Source organism: Anaerosolibacter sp. (assembly GCF_029240175.1).
Classification (GTDB): domain Bacteria; phylum Bacillota; class Clostridia; order Peptostreptococcales; family Thermotaleaceae; genus Anaerosolibacter.
Genome location: NZ_JARBTM010000016.1, coordinates 66,652 through 86,517, shown reverse-complemented (window position 1 = coordinate 86,517; position 19,866 = coordinate 66,652). Strand labels below are relative to the sequence as shown.

The window sequence follows — 19,866 nt, the reverse complement described above, 5'->3', positions numbered from 1 at the left end:
CTAGAATTTATAAAAGAGGGGAGGGGGAAAGGAATGGGAAAAAGATATATTCAGGCCATAACATCTATTCTGACCATAGCCTTAATATTTGTAGCATTACTTAGTCAATTAATAGGCACTATTACATATGGAGCAGAAAAAGAACCCAACGTGATACTTAACCTTTATGATAATCAGAATACCCTAGGAAATCCTATCTTTAAAAGTGAAGGGAATGTCGCAGAAGGGCTTTGGGCACCTGGAAAAAGCCGGAGTGGTATTTTGAGAATATATAATGGAGGCTCTCAAAGGATACAAGTAGACAATCTTGCATTGCGAATGAGCCTTAAAAGGCTAGAGGGGCAAAGCTATGTAACTGTTTCTGATCAAGGCCTACGGGAATACTTTGCTGAAAGCATGAAGTTAACGATTAAAAAGGGTATATTTCCGAATTTTTTAATATCAAATACAATCTACAATAAAAGTTTTCTAGAAATGTTATATCAGGAAGATATTGCAGGAAGAAAAGGTGCAAATTTATCTTTACTAGATCAATTTAGTATAAATAAGAATCAATTCATAGACTTAGAATATACTGTGCAAATGAAAGAAGAGGCAGACAACCGATTGCAGGGCGTAAGGGCAACGGTGGACTTTGTCATCAATGCCCATGAGAATCCTGTTTCAGACCAGCCAGAGGATGACAAAGACAATGAAGATGAACCAGTATTTGAAGAAGAGCCTGTAGATATTATTCCAGATATCGGTGGGCATTGGGCCCATGATTGTATTGTGACTCTGGTAGAGCATGATATTGTCCAAGGATATCCAGATGGATCTATCAAGCCTGATGAAAAAATTACTAGAGCAGAGACAGCAGTACTTATAGGAAAGGCGTTGAAGCTAGAGGAGCAAGATAAGTTTTTCTCAGGATACTTTGATCCTATTCCGGGCTGGGCAAGGGGTTACATCATAACAACCACAGAAGAGGGTATATTTAAAGGCTATCCAGGAAAAATATTTAGACCTGGAAAAGAGATTTCTAGGGAGGAAATGACTACGGTACTGATGCGAGGCTTTGACAAGGAGGCTGAAATAGAAAGGGCTTTAACATTTACAGATAGGGATAGAATATCGGATTGGGCGTTAGAATATGTAAAGACGGCTGTAAGCAATGAAGTGATTTTGGGATATCCTGACCATACCTTTAAGCCTCAGCATGATATCACTAGGGCAGAGGCCTTTGTGATGATCTGTAAGCTTTTGGGATATCATGAGCAACACACAAGAAATGAATAAGGAGGACTTTGTGAGAAGGAGGTGAAAATGTGAATAAAGAAAAGAACAGTATTCGATTTCTAACGTTTCGCGTTATATGTTGTCTTCTGTCAGGATTTTTGGTAAGCATGGCTCTAATGGGAACTATGGACACCTACTCGTGGTTTAGCAGTACATTGAGTAGGAGTATAGAGGTCAGTGCTGCATCCACGTCGGATATCTTTACAGAACTTGCTGTAACACCTAGCAATGAGAATCCCACAAAGATTACACTTAAGGGAGCAGATTCAGAAAAATTGGATTTTTATGAGCCTATTCTATATTTTGCAGTAGAAGGGGAAGCCGCAGAATATATTATTCATATCAATCCAATACGTGTCAAAAGAAATGATATTGCTGAAGCCAATATCAAAATTTGTGTAGATCAAAGCAAATTCTCTTTATTAAAAAACGGAGATATAATCAAAGGGAGTATCTATGTAAAGTATCTCAACGAATTTATAGATGAAAAGATAGACATTACCTTCACAGGGAAATATTTGAGAGATCAAGCATTAGGTAAAAATATAACGGATTCATCCCAGTGGGATGCACAGATTACGAGATTTATTACCGATATTGCTCAAGAGAAAACCTGGGAAGAGGCAAACTGGACCCAAGAAGAACAGTCTCAAGAGGAACTCGTTAATCTGTTAACAGCAGACTTAGGTAGTGAAGAAATATCCCTAAGGGCATTCAATACTACGCTAATAGAGGATGATATAGCGGAAAATGAAATAATTCAAGTACCCATCAGTCCGTTGGCCATCACAGAGGAACAAAAACAGATTTTAGATATTATTATTCCTAAGGCATCCCAATATCTACAAGACATCTATAATGTAGTAGTAGATCTCGTGCATCAATTAAATGAGAAAATACAGGAAATCGCTCAACTGAAGACAATAGAAGCAGAGCTAAGTATTCAACTGAATGAGCTAGAAGTTGAAAAAGAAACACTACTGAGTGAAAAGGAAGATTTACAAGCTCAGGTCGATAAATTAAAACTACAAAATGAAGAATACCAACGGGACATTCATTCCCTAATTAGTGAAAATCAATACCTAACGCAAGAGCTCATAGCTATGGAGCAAGAAATTGACATGTTAAGAAGTCAAGCATCTACAGGTGGTGCGATTGGAAACGTAAGTAATCCTGTTGTTACTGCACCATCCACTGGTACAGAGGCACCAACTACGTCACAGCCAGATGCAAGCAATGGGCAAACACAAGTAGAGCAGCCTTCAGACCTAGTGGGTGAGATGCCCCCACAAGAGGAAGAAAACCCTATTGAACAGCCAGGGGATACGCAGCAAGATACGGAAGGAACTGATTCAGCAGATACTACACCAACAGAGGAAGTGCCAGAATTACCTGATACTGGGGAGACAGATGCAGAACAAGGTGAACCGATAGATGTTACAATACCAGCTAACGAGGCCCAAGAGGATCAGCAGCAAGAGTCTACAGAACCTGAAGAAGATGCTACAGAACAAGGGGAAAACCAGGAACCAGTAAGAGCCGAGACGACAAACCCAATAGTTGTTGAGACATCTAAAGAATCCGAGGACTTGAATACAGTTCCTGAGACTGAAACAACTGAAGCGGATGATACAGAGGAACAACCAGAGGTAATTTATAATGATGGTAAATCGGATATCCAATTAGATATTATCAAAAAGGAAGATGAAGAGGAAACTTATCTTCCACAAGAATAATCGTTAAAAAATCTGAAAGGTCAGTAGAACCTTTCAGATTTTTCTATTGTATAAGAAAGTATAGATTTTGTTTAGTATCAGCCTTAGTAAGAAGAAGCAGTATAAGGATTTTGGAATATCTTACAATATAAAATCAGGGGTGCAGGGGAAGTTTCCCATGCCGTAGTCAGAGGGGTGCTCAGGCTGCTTAGCAGCCGTCGAAGGGGAACTAGGTTCCCCTAGCGAAGGCATCGTTAGATGCATTTTTTATACAGAAAGATTATCGTAGAATGATGAAAATAAAATTAGTACGCTGGAAAAGTGTAGCGAATAGAAAAATATGGTATAATATTCTAGTTGATATTTAGATAAACGAAACATTATTCAAAGAAGGTGAAATATTATGCTAAAACGATTTTCAAAATACTATCGTGCCCATCTGCCTTTATTCTTCCTAGACTTTGGCTGTGCCTTTGTCATGGCGGGGATGGATTTGGTTTTTCCCATTGTGGTAAGACAAATGGTGGATGATCTGTTGCCCCAGAGAAATCTTCCAGTGATCTTATGGGCGGGATTGGGATTGTTTGTTTTATACATTGCCCGGGGGTTACTCAATTATATTGTAGATTATTATGGTCATGTGCTAGGGGTACGGATGGAATATGACATGCGAAAGGATTTGTTCGACCATATCCATAAGCTGTCTGTTACCTATTTTGACAACACCAAGACAGGTCATATCATGTCTAGATTGGTAAACGATCTGAATGAAATTTCAGAGCTGGCTCACCATGGACCTGAGGATATATTTATTGCAGCGGTAACCTTGTTGGGATCATTCATTATCCTGGCTACGATCCATTTGCCATTGGCTTTGATTGTATTTGCTTTGATTCCTATCATGCTGTGGTTTGCCATTAGCAAAAATAAGGCGATGCAGAGTTCCTTCCGAGATATGCGACTGAAGGTAGCGGATATCAATGCCCAGGTGGAAGACAGCATCTCTGGGGTAAGGGTAGTAAAATCCTTCACCAATGAGTGGTATGAGAAGGAGAAGTTTGAAGAAGGAAATGCAAATTTTAGAAAGTCCAGGGAGAATGCCTTTAAAGTCATGGGGCAGTTCTTCTCTGGGATTAACTTTTTTTCAAATATTATTAATCTGGCGGTCATTGTGTTTGGTGGGATTTTCTACTACTACGGACAGCTAACCATGGGGGAATTGGTAGGATTTTTACTCTATATCTCCATGTTCCTGCAGCCCATCCGAAGAATTACTGCCTTTGTGGAGAACTACCAAAAAGGAATGGCAGGGTTTCATCGCTTTACGGAAACCATGGATATAGATCCCGATATCAAAGATGATGCCGATGCCAAGGCAGTGGGCAGGGTACAGGGAAAGATTAATTTTCGCGATGTGACCTTTAGCTATAACAATAAGGCAAAGGTGTTGGAAAATATAAGCTTAGAGATTCAGCCTGGGGAGACTGTGGCTTTTGTAGGGCCTTCTGGGGGAGGAAAGACAACCCTATGTAGTTTGATTCCAAGGTTCTATGAGATCACCGATGGAAAGATAGAGATTGATAATATGGATATCCAAAAGATTACCCAGCGATCTCTAAGAGAGAACATCGGGATTGTGCAGCAGGATGTGTTCCTGTTTTCTGGAACAGTGAAAGAGAATATCGCCTATGGTAAAATTGGCGCTACTGACGAAGAAATTATGGAGGCAGCAAAGAGGGCCAATGCCCATGAATTTATCATGGCGTTGGAAAATGGCTATGATACGTATATCGGCGAGCGGGGCGTAAAGCTTTCTGGGGGACAAAAGCAGAGGATTTCCATTGCCAGGATATTTTTGAAGAATCCACCGATTTTGATCCTGGATGAAGCAACCTCTGCCCTGGATAACGAGACAGAAAAAGTGATTCAAGAATCCTTGTTTCAGCTTTCTGAGAATAGAACGACCCTTGTGATTGCCCATCGACTGGCAACCATCCGAAGGGCTGACCGAATCATGGTACTTACGGACGAAGGCATCGTGGAAGAAGGCAGTCATGATCAATTGATTCAAAAAGAGGGAATCTATTCCCGATTATATAAAGCCCAATTTGATGGCTTCATTCCAGATATTGCGTAAAACTCCTGATTTTTTTCAGGAGTTTTTCTTTTTCGGAACGATGAGGGCATCGTTCCCTACAGTGTACTTCAGGATTGGTTTCTTTTGAGCTTATCAAGGCATAAAACATGGCTACCATGAGGAAAATAGAATTGTATCTATATAATGTGGGGAATGATTGCATGAGATTGATAGATAAAATCAAGGGAGTGTTTAGAAAGAAGGCTGTAGAAAAAGATAAGCTATTTCAATACGAGGAATTTAAGGAGAGATATGTTTCTAAAAGCTTAAAAGAAAATAGAGATTATCTTCAGCAGGTATTCACCCATACAAAGGACATTATCATCAGAAATATAACCATCCGGGCAACCAAGCAAAATCTTATGATCGTCTTTGTAGACGGCATGGTGGATAGAAATGTGGTAAACGAACACCTCATAAAGCCTATCTTGATAGATATGGCGCCAGAGAACTATGGGAGACGGCTATCCTTTGAAGAGATCCGGGATAGTTTTATCTCGGCAGCAGAAATCAAAGAAGCAGAGACTTTTGATGAACTGGTGCTGCAGCTGTTATCGGGTGATACCCTTCTTTTCCTTGAAGGTCAAAACAGAGGGCTTATCATTGGCAGTAAGGGATGGGAGAGCCGGGGAATCAGTGAGCCCACCACAGAAGCAAATGTGCAGGGGCCTAAGGATTGCTTTGTTGAGACCTTGCAAAACAATATTACATCTATTCGAAGAAGAATTCGTGATCCGAACTTGGCCATCGAGATGCTCAAGGTGGGAAGAAGAAGCAAGACAGATGTTGCAGTCGTATACTTAAAAGGCGTGATCATGGACGGCCTTGCGCAGTCAGTCATAGAAAAAATAAAAAAAGTGGATGTGGACAGTCTCCTGGATAGCAGCCAGCTAGAGTATTTGATTGAGGAACGAAAATGGACAATATTTCCTCAATCGGTGAATACAGAGCGCCCAGATAAGGCATGTGCAGCGATCTTCGAAGGCAGAATTGCCATTTTGGTTGATGGATCTCCCTTTGCAGTTTTGGTTCCATCTACCTTTTCTATGTATTTGGATGCATCTGATGACTATTATACTAGACCGTTGGTTGCTAGTTTGGTCAGATTCACAAGGTATTTCTGTTATTTTCTATCAGCTAGTTTGCCGGGACTCTATGTGGCAATCACCAATTTTCACCCTGGTATGCTTCCGCCTAGATTAGCATTGGCCATTACCACCACCAGGGTAGCGCTGCCTTTTCCTACCTTTGTGGAGGTGTTTATTATGGAATCGGTCATAGAAATTATGCAGGAGGCAGGACTAAGACTTCCCCAAGCCATTGGACAAACGGTAAGTATCGTAGGTGGAATTGTCATCGGACAAGCCGCTGTACAAGCAGGCTTGGTAAGCCCTATCGTTACGATTATTGTAGCTTTAACGGCCATAGCATCCTTTACACTGCCAAACTATAATGCCAATCTTACCACCAGAACCCTAAGAATACCCTTCATCATTGCAGGGTCAACCTTCGGTTTTTTTGGCATTGTTATGTTAGCTCTTGCCATATTATCCCACATGTCAGCTATCGAGACCTTCGGGGTAGGCTATTTTGAGGACTTCTCACCCTATCGACTAAGGGATTTAAAGGATACGATGGTTAAAGTACCTGCCTCTTTGATGAAGGACCGACCAGAGCTTTTGAAGCCCCAAGATACTGTGAGACAGGTCAACAATAAAAGTAGTGGGGAGAATCAAGATGAAAAATAAATTTGAACTGAGCAGTATAGACATGGCAACATTTTTGATTATGTCTATTTTTGGTGTACGGATACTGACCTTGCCTAGAATATTGGCAGCAAGGATGGACTTGGGATCATGGGTTTCAGTTTTGATGGCTGGTTTTATCACATTGATTCTATCTTTTATGATGTATTGGTTTGGTATCAAGTACCCTGGAAAAAATGGTTCAGAAATTGTTTTGATTACCTTTGGAAAATATATCGGGACATTGGGGATATTTGCCATAAGCATACATATACTGGGAGCAGCTGGGATGGGACTCCGATTGTTTGGAGATACATTAAAATTGTACCTCCTACCAGAGACGCCTTTTTATGCCATCGTGATTATTATGATAGGTGTATCCTTTTATGCCTTTGACAATGGTCTGAAGTCCATATCCACCTTAATCAATATACTACTTCCAGTCCTAGTGTTACTGATATCTATCCTGTTGTTATTGCCCATCACAAAGATAGACAAAACAAACCTTATCAACCCATTTGGGTTAGGTGTTATGCCTATCATAAAAGGTACTATTCCAGCTCTGGACGCATTTTATGGATTTACCATCCTTACATATATCATGCCTTATTTTAAAGAACCTCAAAGCGTAAAAAAGTGGATTGTTGTGGGCGTAGGTATTCCTATCATCGTATATGCAGCCATTGTATTTCTATGTGTGCTTGTTTTTGGAGATGACGAAATGGCATGGCTATTATATCCAACCATTACATTGATCAAATCTATCCAGGTTGAGGTTCAATTGTTTGAAAGGGTAGAAAGTCTTCTTATTACCATGTGGATCATTATCGTATTTATGCTATTGGTATTATCATTTTATTCCAGCTATCTAAATACCCGGGCACTCTTTAAAACAAAAGCAGGTACCCTAAAGGATCGATTCAGTCGTTATGTGCAAATTATTGTATTGGCTGCATTTGCATTTCTCCCTAAGGATGTAATTGAGCAGCAGATATATAGAGAGTACATTCAGATCCTTGGTAGAGTGTTGATACTTGGCTTTATACCAGCAATTGTCATGATTACCCTTCTAAAGGAAAGGAAGAAAAAAGGTGAAAAATAAGAAGCTTATTTTATTACTTATGGCAGTATATTTTCTTACAGGATGCTGGGACAATCAGGAAATACAAGAGAGGGGTTATGTTTTAGGAATAGCCATAGACAAAGCATCACCGCTTCCAAAAGGACAGGAGTCAATGGACGAATATTTAAGTGAAAGAGATATGGAAGAAATGCCAGTTCAAAAAGGACAACCTAAATATAGCTATACCATACAAGTACCTATCCTCGCCAATGCCAGAAATCAACCATCGGGTGCTGGAAGCGGCGGTGGTAGTGGGGAAGAAGTAACCTGGGACTTGACCATACGAGGAAACAGTTTTATGGAGGTCAATAGAGAATTTTCCACTCGTCTCGATTATCCACCTTATTATGAACATTTACAGGCTATTATTATTAATGAAGATGTGGCCAAAGAGGGGTTAAGTCAGATTCTAGATATGTTTTTTAGGGACCATGAGATGAGAAGAAGAACAAGAATTTTCATTACACCCCATGAAGCAAAGTACATATTAGATGTACAGCCAAGAATTTCTGATTTTCCCAGTGTTTATTTAGGAAGATTACCTATGAATGCAGAAAAAACCTCCAGAATTTTGCATGTGACAGATTTAGGGGAGGTTTCAAAAAGCATACATACAAAAACGGACTTTGTACTCCCGAGAGTCACCTCCTCGAAAGATGAAATCAAAGATGCGGGGAGTGCTGTTTTCAAGGGAGATAAGATGGTGGGATGGTTAGGAGAAATTGATACCATCAGCTTAAAGTGGATTAGGGATTCAGTAAAGGGAGGGTTAGTAGTAGTCAATATGCCAGAGGATAAGGAGGGAGGAGGACTTGTAAGTCTAGAAGTAATAAAAGCAAAGACTAAGGTAACGCCAATCATAGAGGACGATGGCATCAAAATGAAAATAGATGCTGAAGCTACCCTTAACATGTCAGAAAAATTCCAAGGACATCATGATGTTGCCCTCGACAAATCTTTTATTGAGGTGGTAGAGAAAAAAGTAGAGGTAGATATGAAAAGAAGGATGACAAGTACTATAAAATATGTTCAAAAGGAATTTGGAGCAGATATCTTTCACTTCAACAGAATTATGAGAAAGTATGACCCTAGATATTGGGCTGAAATCGAGGGCAACTGGGAGGAACTCTTTAAGCAAGTAGAGCCCATCGTCAATTTCAAGGCTGAGATAAAACAAATCGGCACCATGAAATGATGGTATAGAACAAAGGCTCAATTACAGAAATTATATTTTTGGAATTTTCAAATCATGTTTTATGTAATATACTATTAATGGATTGTCATATTTAGGATACGGGGTAATTTTAAGTACACAGGGGGAAAATAGGATGACTTCTAACTTAAGTGAGATAGAAGCGGGGATATGTACTGCGGAGAATGAAGAAAAAGTAGATCGGCTAAACAATGTTTCCAAGGAGATCAATATCAGAAACCCAAAGAGGGCCTTGGCATTGGCAGAACAGGCCTATGCTTTGGCGAAGAAAAGAAACTATACGTGGGGCATAGCCAGAAGTCTTTTGATGATGAGCTATGCAAACCGGAGTTTGTCCAATTATGATGGTTGTATGATAAATGCATTGGATGCCATGACTATTTTTCGAGAACTTGGAGATCGGGAAGGTGAGATGCGGGCATTAAACCTTGTGGGAATAAACTATTTTTATTTTAGTCGATATGAGCAGGCATTGGAGTACTTTGGAGAAAGCTTGAGATTTGCTCAGGAGATTCAAAATGAGGAGCTGCAGGCTAGTACATTGAATAATATCGGAGAAATCTACCGAGAGTTGGAAAAATACTCAGAAGCATTGGAGAATTATAATAAAGCCCTTGTAATTAGCGAGAAAATTAATAAGATCTACAATGTGGCTGTCATCCGTATGAATATCGGTCATATCTACAACAGCCTTGGACAAAATGAAAATGCTTTAAATAGCTATGAAGAGAGCCTGAAAATCAGTGAGAAAATCGGTGATCATATCAGCAAAGGGGAAGTGCTGAACACCATTGGACAAGTCTATGAGAAGCTTGGACAAAAGGAGATCGCACTGGAGTATTATCTTCAGAGTCTGAATATATTAAGAAAGTATGAGAATAAGTTTTATCAGGTGGATGTTTTATTGAATTTAGGAAGCTACTATGCAAAAGAAGGACGATATGAAGAAGGCCTTGATTTTCTTCAAAAGGCGCTAACGATGGCAGAAGAAGCGACTGCCAATAAGAAGATCTATACGGTACATGCATATTTGGCTCAGTATCATGAGGAACGAGGGGATTTGGCCCAGGCCCTATACCACTATAAAATATACCGTGATATGGAGAAGAAGGTTATCACAGATAATCTTGAGGAAAAATTGAAGATTTTAACCATAGAATATCAGGTGGATAAAATTCAGAAAGAATCGGAGATTAATCTTTTAAAAAATATTGAGTTGAAGCAGAAGAATGAAGACATTGAAAGCAAAGCAGAACAATTAGAAGCCATCAATAAGGAATTACAAAAAGAAATTTTAAAAAGAAAAGAGCTGCAGGAACGTTTAGAGCAGGTGAATAAAGAACTGGAGCGGATGTCCTTTGTTGATGAGTTAACAGGGATACCGAACCGAAGGAGTTTTAACAATACCTTAGAAAAGGAATGGAATCGGTGTTTGCGGGAGGGCGTACCCTTATCTTTGATATTTGTGGATGTGGATCATTTTAAAAATTTCAATGATTATTTTGGACATCCCATGGGTGATGATTGCCTGCGAGATGTGGCAAAGACCTTAACCAATACATTGAAGCGTTCTTCGGACTTTATCGGGAGACATGGCGGTGAAGAGTTCGCCATTATTTTGCCGAACACTGATTATGCAGGAAGCATTGTGATTGCGGAGCAAATGCGGGAAGCCATTGAAAACTTAGAGATTAATCATCCTCAGTCCCATGCGGGACGGAATATTACCATTAGCATGGGAGTAGCCAATGTAGTTCCGTCAAAGGAAAGCAGCATCTATGAACTGATCGAGGCCGCTGATCGGGAATTATACCATGCGAAAGACCAAGGACGCAATCGGGTATGTGGCGTAGAGATATAAAGTAAGATTGAGGTTAAGGTGCGTAGGGGCGCGGGTTTCCCCGCCCATAGGCCACAAAGGCAAACCAGCTGGTATTTGGTGAATGATGTAAAAAAGGGGCAGGATAACCCTGCCCCTACAATTTTTCTCGGTCTTGATCTGAAGCATTTATGTAGATACTATAACCCTAGAAGAGGAATAGCGGATTCGAATTCTCTTTGAAGAATGGACTTAAGATGTCGTTTTTCTTCTGCTAAGGCAAATTGAATTTCTTTTACATCTAAATCCACATTGAGCTGCATTAATTCATACAAGAAGATAATGGTATCTCTTTCAAGCTGCTCCGCAATGGCTAAAGCATCCTCTTTTGCATAGGATTTTTTAGCCTTTTCTATTTCCTCAGGGTTGGTAACAAAGAAGTTTGTAGAGATGAGAAGCTCTAAATATTCTGCGTCTTCTACATCTACTTCCGTTGATTGGTTTTTTTGAAGATTGGTTAATAAGTCTGTATAGATTTGCTCGTGCTTTTGCTCATCCTGGGCCAGCTTTACAAAAAGGTTCTTTGCTTTGCTGTCCTCCATTTGAGAAGCGATTTCCAGGTAGAAGCTGTACCCTGTCTGTTCTAGTAATATCAAAGTTTGAAGCAATTTTGAGGCATCAAAATTTCCTTTCATGTTTCCGAACTCCCTTCATACATATTTATATAAATGTATACCGCTGGAAAAAGAAATAAAACAAAAATACAGAAGTTTCTTTTAGAATAGGATGAAAAATATAGTTGGATTTTCAGTCAAGACAGAAATTGCAAGGTTTGATATAATCAAGGATAGAAGAAATATCAAAAAGAAGGAGGCTGCTTATGAAAGACTATGGATTATACATAAATGGTACATGGATGGAGATAGAGGGCCTAAATAAGATTGATGTCATCAATCCAGGCACAGGGGATATTGTGGGGACAGTACCAAATGGAGGAGAAACAGAAGCAAAGCAAGCCATAGATGCAGCAGTAGAAGCCTTTGAACCATGGGCTGTCTTACCTGCCAATGAACGGGGAAATTATTTAAAAAGATTATACGATCTAATGATTGAGGAAAAGGAAGACCTGGCAAGAATCATGACCTTAGAGCAAGGGAAACCTCTTCAAGAGGCATTGGGCGAGGTCCTTTATGCTGCAAGCTTTGTGGAATGGTATGGAGAAGAGGCAAAAAGAATTTATGGAGAAACCATCCCTGCATGGAAGGAAAACAAACGAATCATGGTGCTAAAGCAGCCTGTGGGCGTAGTAGCCGCCATTACACCTTGGAATTTCCCTGCGGCCATGGTAACCAGAAAGCTGGCACCAGCCCTGGCAGCTGGGTGCACGGTGGTATTGAAACCAGCTACCCAAACACCGCTGACAGCCATGAAGCTATTTGAGTTATTTGAGAAAGCCGGCTTCCCAAAGGGAACTGTAAATATTGTCACAGGCTCAGCCAGTGCTATCGGGAAAGCATTCATGGAGGATGGAAGGGTTAGAAAGATTACTTTTACAGGTTCCACAGAGGTGGGAAAGGTGCTGATGAAGCAATCTGCCGATACGGTGAAGCGTGTATCCATGGAGCTTGGCGGGCATGCACCATTCATTGTTTTTGATGACGCAGACCTTGACAAAGCTGTGGAAGGGGCGGCAGCATCAAAGTTTAGAAATTGTGGGCAGGTATGTGTAGCTTCTAATCGCTTCTATGTGCAGGAAAGTATTGCTGCGACCTTTGTAGAGAAGCTGCGAGATAAGCTAAAGCATTATAAGGTTGGATATGGTCTAGAGGAAGGGGTCAATATCGGACCATTGATCGATAAAAAAGGCTATGAAAAGGTAAGGGAGCATATTGAGGATGCTGTGGCGAAGGGTGCGAAGATAGAAGCTGGGGGCAAGGGTTATCATGATATCGAAGCAGAAGATGCGGGATATTTCTTTGAACCCACCGTTCTTTCCCATGTGACAGAGGATATGCTGATCATGAAAGAAGAAACCTTCGGGCCTGTTATGCCCATTGTCACCTTCAAGGATGAGGCAGAAGCCATTCGCGCAGCCAACAACACAAATTATGGATTAGCAGCCTATTTGTTTACAGAGTCTCTATCTCGTGGGATTCGTGTTTCAGAAAAGCTAGAGTATGGAATTGTAGGCTTAAATGATGGATTGCCTTCCACAGCCCAAGCACCCTTCGGAGGGTTTAAGGAAAGTGGCTTAGGAAGAGAAGGCGGTCATCATGGACTAGAGGCATTTTTGGAAACGAAATATATTTCCATGGGAATATAGTGGAAACAAAATATACACATTATTTTAGAAAAAAATTTCCCTTCATAATTCCTTCACAATTGGCTTTTATAATAAAGTCATAAAATAAAGAAAGGGTGAAGGAAATGAAAAAAATACTTATGGTATCGATTGTGGCAGTGATGGTGTTATCGTTAGGTTTGGTGGCTTTTGCTGAGGCTGATACAGCTGTAGAAACACCAGCATGGTTCACAGAAATGATCCAGTGGAAAAAGGATCAAGTACAGAAAGCAGTAGATGCAAAGGAAATCACAGCGGAGCAAGGAAAGCTTTACATGGAAAGATTTGATTCCATGGAAAAGTATCATCAAGAGAATGGCTTCAACTTCCCGAATGGCTGCGGATTTGGCAGAGGCGGCAGAGGTTTTGGCGGTGGAATGATGAGAGGATTTAACGGCGCAGCACCAAGAACAAACAGCTGGTAGAAATGAGCTCCTTCGGGGGTTCATTTTTATGTTTCAAAACCATATTAAAGGGTCGCGTTAGATGAAAGATGCGCCATAAATGTCGCATAGGCTAAGGTTGAGGTTAAGGTTAAAAGCGTAGCGGCGAACAGTGTTCGCCTAATTATTTCGTGAGCACCAAACATTCATGATAATGCTATAACCCCTATCATGCAGAGCGCAGTGAAGCATCTCAAAGACCTAACCCCAGATCCTTCACTACGTTCTGGATGACAGAAAGGTTGGATCTTGGGTCTTCGAGCGATTCGTGAATCACCCCTACAGCGGAACAGATATATCTGTTCCCTACAACCTTAACCTCAGCCTCAACCTCGCGTAGCTTTGCCACGCAATATCCTACAATCATGTCATTCATGATGAGATACCTAATTTCACAGCATTTATGTTTAAATATGGCAATATGATATATAATAGTAAATAGACCAAAGAGAAAGGAAGAGCCAGGAAAATGGAGAATGTACGGGAACTAGTGGAACGAATCATAGAAAATGAAATCCTCATCGACATGGTACTTAGCAATGTGCGAAAGAAGGATCCTGAAGGTTTTCAAAAAGTGAATCTCCGTCCGGTAATCCTCAAGGGTGAGCGGCGATATCAATTTACATACCATTATGAAAAGAAGGTTACCCATGAAAATCTTAGTTCCACGGAAACGATAACAAAGGTTATGGAGCTTCTGGAGAACTATTTCAAGCAAGGGCAATGCTATACCATGGAAGCAGATTACCAGATATTAATCAGTAAGAAGATGAAGGCCAATATTTTAAAGAAGAAAGCGACCAAGGAGCAGACAGAATTGGCCCATAATCGGAAAAAGCAATATATTATCCCTGACAATGCACCCAATCCGTTTCTTATTCGCCTGGGGGTCATGAATGAAAAAGGAAAGGTATTGGCAAACAAGTATGATAAGTTCAGACAAATCAACCGCTTCTTGGAGATGGTGGCGGATGTGATGCCAGCCCTGGAAGGGAAGGAAGAGCCCCTTCATATTATTGATTTCGGCTGTGGAAAGTCTTATTTAACCTTTGCGTTGTACCATTACTTGATTGATATACGGAAGCTGAAGGTAAATATCATTGGTTTAGACCTGAAGAAGGATGTGGTCAACCACTGTAATGCTGTGGCAAAGGAATTGGGATATGAAGATTTACAGTTTCTTATTGGAGATATTGGAAAATTCCAGGGAAAAGAGAAGGTAAATATGGTGGTGAGTCTCCACGCCTGCAACACTGCCACCGATGCGGCTCTGGTAAAAGCCATCGAATGGGATGCCGATGTGATATTATCGGTACCCTGTTGTCAGCATGAGCTTCTGCCCCAGATTCACAATGAAATCATGGCACCTATGGAAAAGCACGGCATTATTAAAGAAAGATTATCCAGCTTGATTACAGACAGCGTGCGGGCAAACCTGTTGGAACTCATGGGTTATTCAACCCAGATGTTGGAGTTTATTGATATGGAGCATACACCGAAAAATTTATTGATTCGGGCAGTAAAAACAGGCAGGATTCCTGCCCATGCTGTGGAAGAATATAAGAGGTTTAAGGCCTTTTGGCAGATTGATCCGTATATGGAAAGGGCATTGGCAGAAAGATTAAAGGAGATATTTTAGGAATAGGGGAGTGGCATATGAGGTCAGGGGAATTACAGTGGATTATCAACCGTCAGGCTCGGAATACCCAGGATAAAAAAGCAAACCCGGGCTTTTTATCAACAGATGAAATTGACCAAGCAAGGAACTTTCATCGGAAGTTTGAAAGCTACCAACCAACCCCTTGTATCAGCTTGGATCAATTGGCAGCCTATCTAGAGGTAGATAAGCTTTGGGTCAAGGATGAATCCTATCGATTCGGGCTCAATGCCTTCAAGGTATTGGGAGCATCCTATGCCATTGGCAAATTCTTAGCGAACAAACTAAATACAGATATCAAGGAGCTTTCTTTTGAAAGATTAAAGGCAAAGGAAACCAGAGATAAGCTGGGAGAGATTACTTTTACCACGGCCACCGATGGCAACCACGGCAGGGCTGTGGCTTGGGCAGCCAGGGAGCTGGGTCAAAAAGCAGTGGTGTACATGCCAAAGGGATCATCTCAAGAAAGATTGAATGCCATACTAGCCACAGGGGCTGAAGCCAGTATCACAGATCTAAACTATGATGATGCAGTAAGGCTGGCTGCGGAAAATGCTGAGAAGTTTGGCTGGCATGTGATTCAAGATACAGCTTGGGAAGGGTATGAGGAAGTTCCTGGCTGGATCATGCAGGGATATGGAACCATAGGGGCCGAAGTCCAAGAACAGCTGAAAGAACAGGGGATTGAGAAACCCACCCATATCATCCTTCAGGCGGGTGTAGGTTCCTTTGCAGGAGCAATTCAAGGTTACTATGCGGCACTATTTGGGGAAGATCGACCCATTACCATCATTTTGGAGCCGGAGAAAGCGGCATGTATTTATAAATCTGCCCAAATAGGAGACGGAAAGCCCCATGCTGTAACAGGAGATTTAAACACCATCATGGCAGGATTGGCTTGTGGAGAGCCTAATCCCATTGGTTGGGAGATTTTGAGAGACTATTCCGATGCATATTTTTCCTGCTGCGATTATATAGCGGAAAAGGGAATCCGCGTATTGGCCAATCCCCTGCCCGGGGACATGAAGATCATATCAGGAGAATCGGGAGCTGTAGGGATAGGACTTATGAATATGTTAAGAGAAGATCAGCGATATGAACATCTATTAGAAGTTTTAAAGATTACAAAGGATGCTAGAATTCTTGTGATTAGTACGGAAGGGGATACCGATCCCGAAAGCTACAGAAGAATTTTATGGGGATAAAAGGGGAGGAAACGTACGTGAATGATATAAAAAGAATTGTCACCGATGACAAAGAAAAATTTTATAATTATATGAATTTAAAGCTTACAGGATTGATCTGCGAGGAGCCCGACTGGCTGGCCAATCTTTCCAATGCATCTGCCCTATTATGGTTACTGCTGGATGAAATCAACTGGGCAGGCTTTTATCTATATAAAAATGGAGAACTGGTATTGGGACCTTTCCAAGGTAAGCCTGCATGCACCCATATTGCTATAGGAAACGGGGTATGCGGTACAGCAGCCAGAGACTTGGAAACCCAAGTGGTAAAGGATGTCCATTTATTCCCAGGACATATAGCCTGTGATGCTGCATCCCAGTCAGAGATTGTGGTGCCCATTGTCCATGAAGGAAAGCTCATGGGGGTATTGGATATAGACAGCCCGATCAAGGAGCGATTTGATGAAGCCGATGCCAAGGGCCTTCAGAAGTTTGTGGATACATTGAATAAATATATGGATTGGTCTAAGATTGTATAACATAAAAAAACCGCTGTTAAGCGGTTTTTTTATGTTATACAAGACGAACCTGATGGTATACCTTTTTGCCTTTACGGATCATCAAAGTACCATCCTTGAAATCATCTTCATGGATGATTTTTTGAGGATCGGTTATTTTTATATCATCAATTACGAGGCCACCCTGCTGTACAAGACGACGACCCTCGCTTCGGGATGGAATTAAGTTTGTTTTTGTCAGTAACGCCATAACATCCATACCCTCTGTGAATTCAGAGCGGGGAATCTCTGTGAAAGGAACGTTCTCCAAAGATGCACCACCGCCAAACAAAGCCTTTGCTGCTTCATCAGCTTTTCTTGCTTCTTCTTCTCCGTGGACAAGCTTTGTTACCTCAAAGGCAAGGATTGCTTTCGCCTGATTGATTTCTGAGCCTTCTAATGCACCGAGACGGCGAACTTCTTCCATCGGCAGGAAGGTTAACAAGGCTAAGCAGTTTTCTACGTCAGCATCATCCACGTTTCTCCAGTATTGGTAGAACTCATAGGGTGAGGTTTTCTCTGGATCTAACCAAAGGGCACCAGATTCTGTCTTGCCCATCTTTTTTCCTTCACTGGTGGTTAAAAGGGTGAAGGTCATGCCATAGGCGGCAGCGCCTTCAGATCTACGAATGAGGTCAGCGCCCTGAATGATATTGGACCACTGATCATCACCGCCCAGCTGAAGTTTACACCCATATCTTCTGTATAACTCCAGAAAATCATAGGACTGCATCAGCATGTAGTTAAACTCTAGAAAAGATAAACCCTTTTCCATACGGCTTTTGAAGCATTCTGCTGTCAGCATACGGTTGACAGAGAAATGTCTGCCTACCTCTCGTAAAAATGGGACATACTGCAGATTCATCAGCCAATCAGCATTATTCACCATGATAGCCTTATCTTCAGAGAAATCTAGGAACTTAGAAAGCTGGACCTTGAAGCGTTCCGCATTCTGCTGTATTTCTTCAAAGGTAAGCATCTTTCTCATATCAGTTTTTCCAGAAGGATCACCTACCATGGTTGTACCGCCGCCAATGAGTACAATGGGCTTATGGCCTGCCCGCTGCATATGAGCCATGGCCATTACTTGCAAGAAGTGACCTACGTGTAAGCTGTCGGCTGTAGGATCGTAGCCTGTATAGAAAGTTAAAGACTCCTTTCCGAGAAGCTCACGGATCTCTTCTTCGTGGGTAGTCTGCTTGATAAATCCACGTTCTTGTAGGATATCAAAAACATTTGCCATACATAAAAACCTCCTTTGTTATAAAATAAAAAAACGGGCTTCTACATCCGTAAGGACGAGAAAACCCGTGGTACCACCTTAATTTACATGATAAACATGCCTCAAACCATGATAACGGATGGAAACCGTCGAAGGTTTGGCCTTCGAAGCTCCAGAGTGTATTTCACTGGGTCATGTACTACAGATCTCTCACCTACCGATCTGCTCTCTGGGTTGTAACCATGACAGCTACTGTGCTCCTTCAAAGCAAATATATACAATTATGACTATATTTTATCCTATATTACCATATGTATGAGTACATGTGCAAGGTACAGAAAAAAATTTATTATTATGTTAATCCTTGCTTAATAAACCATAGCAGAAGAATATGGGCTGGATAGAACCAATAGAAAATATATTTGTTGATATGGAGCCTTATGTTCCAGGGATGACAAATAGGAATTAAAGCGAATAAGCTAAATATCTGAAAACCATAACGAGGTACGGCACAATAGGTCAGGGTTATCAGGATAATAGGGAGTATGGCCTTTTGCAAGTTATCTTGATGGATGTAGAAAAATAACATCAGCATAAGCCCATAGATCCCATAACTGGCTCCTGAAAAATGAGCGATGAAAGCCACCAACAGCGCCAGCCAAGGCTTGTTTTCCTTGTAGGCTTGGATGACCATTACGCCAAAGGCCAAAGAAAAAAAGATATTGGGAGAAGGTCTAAAGTATATGGTGTAGGGAATTTGAGAGATCAGGGCAAACGAGAATAGTCGCAAGATATATCGGTGGAGATCTTTAGTATATCGACAGCCAATAGCGATGTGGTAAGCAAAAATAGGGAAAGCCAGCCTTCCAATATAGCGCAGCACCATCACCTTAGGAAATAGGCCATAGCCTATATGGTCGATAAGCATAGAGATGATAGCAAGCAACTTTAAAACATCATTTTTTTCATGCTGATGGGTGGCATCCACGAAAATACCTCCTAAACCGATAAAGTACGAAAAATGTATATGTATATATTCTATGAAAATGGAGAGCATACCTGCTGGGATTTTATCTAGGATGACGTAAAAATCAAAAAAACTAAGAAAAGCAAGAACTGCAAAAGCCCATGCCGCTTAAAGGAAAAACAAAATAATATGAAATATAAGATCAGCTTTTATAACGAAGCCTGCTATATTCTGCAATATCAGAATTTAATATGCGGCTGGTAGAGAGGACAGCATCATCCTGCAGATTTTCTTGGGATTCCTCAATCAATTTATATAGAATACAACGCAATTTATTAATATGCTCCAGCATCTCTTGAAGATCAGCCATAGGTAAAACACCTCCAAACAGTACAGTGTATGAGAAGGAGATAGAAATTATACTAGAAACAAGGGCTATGGGTATTTTAAATGATGGAATTTCAA

At 40.9% G+C, this 19,866-nt stretch carries 16 protein-coding genes and 1 other annotated feature; of the genes, 12 read left to right on the top strand and 4 right to left on the bottom strand.

Annotated features, from left to right (window positions below):
• Window positions 1–33 precede the first annotated feature (33 nt).
• The 7 genes from K0R93_RS12255 (at window position 34) to K0R93_RS12225 (ending at window position 11,072) form a co-directional block, all read left to right on the top strand.
• Window positions 34–1,278, top strand: coding sequence for an S-layer homology domain-containing protein (locus K0R93_RS12255; RefSeq protein WP_300301684.1), 1,245 nt, complete (start codon window positions 34–36; stop codon window positions 1,276–1,278).
• A 29-nt stretch (window positions 1,279–1,307) separates the two neighbouring features.
• Window positions 1,308–3,014: a hypothetical protein gene (locus tag K0R93_RS12250; RefSeq protein WP_300301682.1), complete on the top strand. Its 1,707-nt coding sequence runs from the start codon at window positions 1,308–1,310 to the stop codon at window positions 3,012–3,014.
• A 382-nt stretch (window positions 3,015–3,396) separates the two neighbouring features.
• Complete coding sequence (locus tag K0R93_RS12245; RefSeq protein ID WP_300301681.1) at window positions 3,397–5,130, top strand: ABC transporter ATP-binding protein; 1,734 nt, start codon at window positions 3,397–3,399, stop codon at window positions 5,128–5,130.
• A 161-nt stretch (window positions 5,131–5,291) separates the two neighbouring features.
• A complete protein-coding gene (locus K0R93_RS12240) occupies window positions 5,292–6,878 on the top strand; it encodes a spore germination protein (RefSeq protein WP_300301678.1) in 1,587 nt (528 codons plus the stop codon).
• On the top strand, window positions 6,868–7,977 hold the full coding sequence (locus K0R93_RS12235) for a GerAB/ArcD/ProY family transporter (protein ID WP_300301676.1): 1,110 nt from the start codon (window positions 6,868–6,870) through the stop codon (window positions 7,975–7,977). Before K0R93_RS12240 ends, K0R93_RS12235 begins: the two co-directional genes overlap by 11 nt.
• Window positions 7,967–9,193: a Ger(x)C family spore germination protein gene (locus K0R93_RS12230; protein WP_300301673.1), complete on the top strand. Its 1,227-nt coding sequence runs from the start codon at window positions 7,967–7,969 to the stop codon at window positions 9,191–9,193. The genes K0R93_RS12235 and K0R93_RS12230 overlap by 11 nt, the downstream gene beginning before the upstream one ends.
• Before the next feature lie 133 nt (window positions 9,194–9,326).
• On the top strand, window positions 9,327–11,072 hold the full coding sequence (locus K0R93_RS12225) for a tetratricopeptide repeat-containing diguanylate cyclase (RefSeq protein ID WP_300301670.1): 1,746 nt from the start codon (window positions 9,327–9,329) through the stop codon (window positions 11,070–11,072).
• 158 nt (window positions 11,073–11,230) lie between these two features.
• Here the strand turns inward: K0R93_RS12225 and K0R93_RS12220 are convergent, their stop codons facing one another.
• Window positions 11,231–11,725, bottom strand: a complete 495-nt coding sequence (locus K0R93_RS12220) for a ferritin family protein (protein WP_300301667.1) — start codon at window positions 11,723–11,725, stop codon at window positions 11,231–11,233.
• A gap of 185 nt (window positions 11,726–11,910) precedes the next feature.
• On the opposite strand from K0R93_RS12220, the gene K0R93_RS12215 reads away from it, so the two are divergent.
• The 5 genes from K0R93_RS12215 to K0R93_RS12195 all read left to right on the top strand — a co-directional run bounded on the left by K0R93_RS12215 (window position 11,911) and on the right by K0R93_RS12195 (window position 17,194).
• Window positions 11,911–13,353 carry an NAD-dependent succinate-semialdehyde dehydrogenase gene (locus K0R93_RS12215; protein WP_300301664.1) on the top strand — a complete coding sequence of 481 codons (1,443 nt, stop codon included), beginning with the start codon at window positions 11,911–11,913 and terminating at the stop codon, window positions 13,351–13,353.
• 104 nt (window positions 13,354–13,457) lie between these two features.
• Entirely contained in the window at window positions 13,458–13,796 is a 339-nt protein-coding gene (locus tag K0R93_RS12210) for a DUF2680 domain-containing protein (RefSeq protein WP_300301661.1), read from the top strand.
• A 487-nt stretch (window positions 13,797–14,283) separates the two neighbouring features.
• Window positions 14,284–15,453 (top strand): class I SAM-dependent methyltransferase, encoded by a 1,170-nt coding sequence (locus tag K0R93_RS12205; protein WP_300301659.1) that lies wholly within the window; start codon window positions 14,284–14,286, stop codon window positions 15,451–15,453.
• Window positions 15,454–15,470: 17 nt separating this feature from the next.
• Window positions 15,471–16,676, top strand: coding sequence for a diaminopropionate ammonia-lyase (dpaL, locus tag K0R93_RS12200; protein WP_300301657.1), 1,206 nt, complete (start codon window positions 15,471–15,473; stop codon window positions 16,674–16,676).
• A gap of 17 nt (window positions 16,677–16,693) precedes the next feature.
• On the top strand, window positions 16,694–17,194 hold the full coding sequence (locus K0R93_RS12195; RefSeq protein WP_300301655.1) for a GAF domain-containing protein: 501 nt from the start codon (window positions 16,694–16,696) through the stop codon (window positions 17,192–17,194).
• 34 nt (window positions 17,195–17,228) lie between these two features.
• Here K0R93_RS12195 and tyrS read toward each other — a convergent pair whose 3' ends face one another.
• From tyrS to K0R93_RS12180, 3 genes are all read right to left on the bottom strand, one after another.
• Complete coding sequence (gene tyrS / locus K0R93_RS12190; protein WP_300301653.1) at window positions 17,229–18,455, bottom strand: tyrosine--tRNA ligase; 1,227 nt, start codon at window positions 18,453–18,455, stop codon at window positions 17,229–17,231.
• A gap of 48 nt (window positions 18,456–18,503) precedes the next feature.
• Window positions 18,504–18,709, bottom strand: a binding site (T-box leader).
• 77 nt (window positions 18,710–18,786) lie between these two features.
• On the bottom strand, window positions 18,787–19,422 hold the full coding sequence (locus K0R93_RS12185; protein WP_300301650.1) for a TraX family protein: 636 nt from the start codon (window positions 19,420–19,422) through the stop codon (window positions 18,787–18,789).
• Between the two features lie 181 nt (window positions 19,423–19,603).
• The gene (locus tag K0R93_RS12180; RefSeq protein ID WP_300301648.1) at window positions 19,604–19,771 is read right to left on the bottom strand and encodes a hypothetical protein; all 168 of its coding nucleotides are present in this window, start codon (window positions 19,769–19,771) and stop codon (window positions 19,604–19,606) included.
• Between the last annotated feature and the right edge of the window lie 95 nt (window positions 19,772–19,866).

Coding starts and splice junctions, on each gene's coding strand:
- tyrS (WP_300301653.1), bottom strand. CDS start 18,455: ATGGCAAATGTTTTTGATATCCTACAAGAACGTGGATTTATCAAGCAG.
- dpaL (WP_300301657.1), top strand. CDS start 15,471: ATGAGGTCAGGGGAATTACAGTGGATTATCAACCGTCAGGCTCGGAAT.
- K0R93_RS12240 (WP_300301678.1), top strand. CDS start 5,292: ATGAGATTGATAGATAAAATCAAGGGAGTGTTTAGAAAGAAGGCTGTA.
- K0R93_RS12235 (WP_300301676.1), top strand. CDS start 6,868: ATGAAAAATAAATTTGAACTGAGCAGTATAGACATGGCAACATTTTTG.
- K0R93_RS12220 (WP_300301667.1), bottom strand. CDS start 11,725: ATGAAAGGAAATTTTGATGCCTCAAAATTGCTTCAAACTTTGATATTA.
- K0R93_RS12180 (WP_300301648.1), bottom strand. CDS start 19,771: ATGGCTGATCTTCAAGAGATGCTGGAGCATATTAATAAATTGCGTTGT.
- K0R93_RS12205 (WP_300301659.1), top strand. CDS start 14,284: ATGGAGAATGTACGGGAACTAGTGGAACGAATCATAGAAAATGAAATC.
- K0R93_RS12245 (WP_300301681.1), top strand. CDS start 3,397: ATGCTAAAACGATTTTCAAAATACTATCGTGCCCATCTGCCTTTATTC.
- K0R93_RS12215 (WP_300301664.1), top strand. CDS start 11,911: ATGAAAGACTATGGATTATACATAAATGGTACATGGATGGAGATAGAG.
- K0R93_RS12255 (WP_300301684.1), top strand. CDS start 34: ATGGGAAAAAGATATATTCAGGCCATAACATCTATTCTGACCATAGCC.
- K0R93_RS12210 (WP_300301661.1), top strand. CDS start 13,458: ATGAAAAAAATACTTATGGTATCGATTGTGGCAGTGATGGTGTTATCG.
- K0R93_RS12225 (WP_300301670.1), top strand. CDS start 9,327: ATGACTTCTAACTTAAGTGAGATAGAAGCGGGGATATGTACTGCGGAG.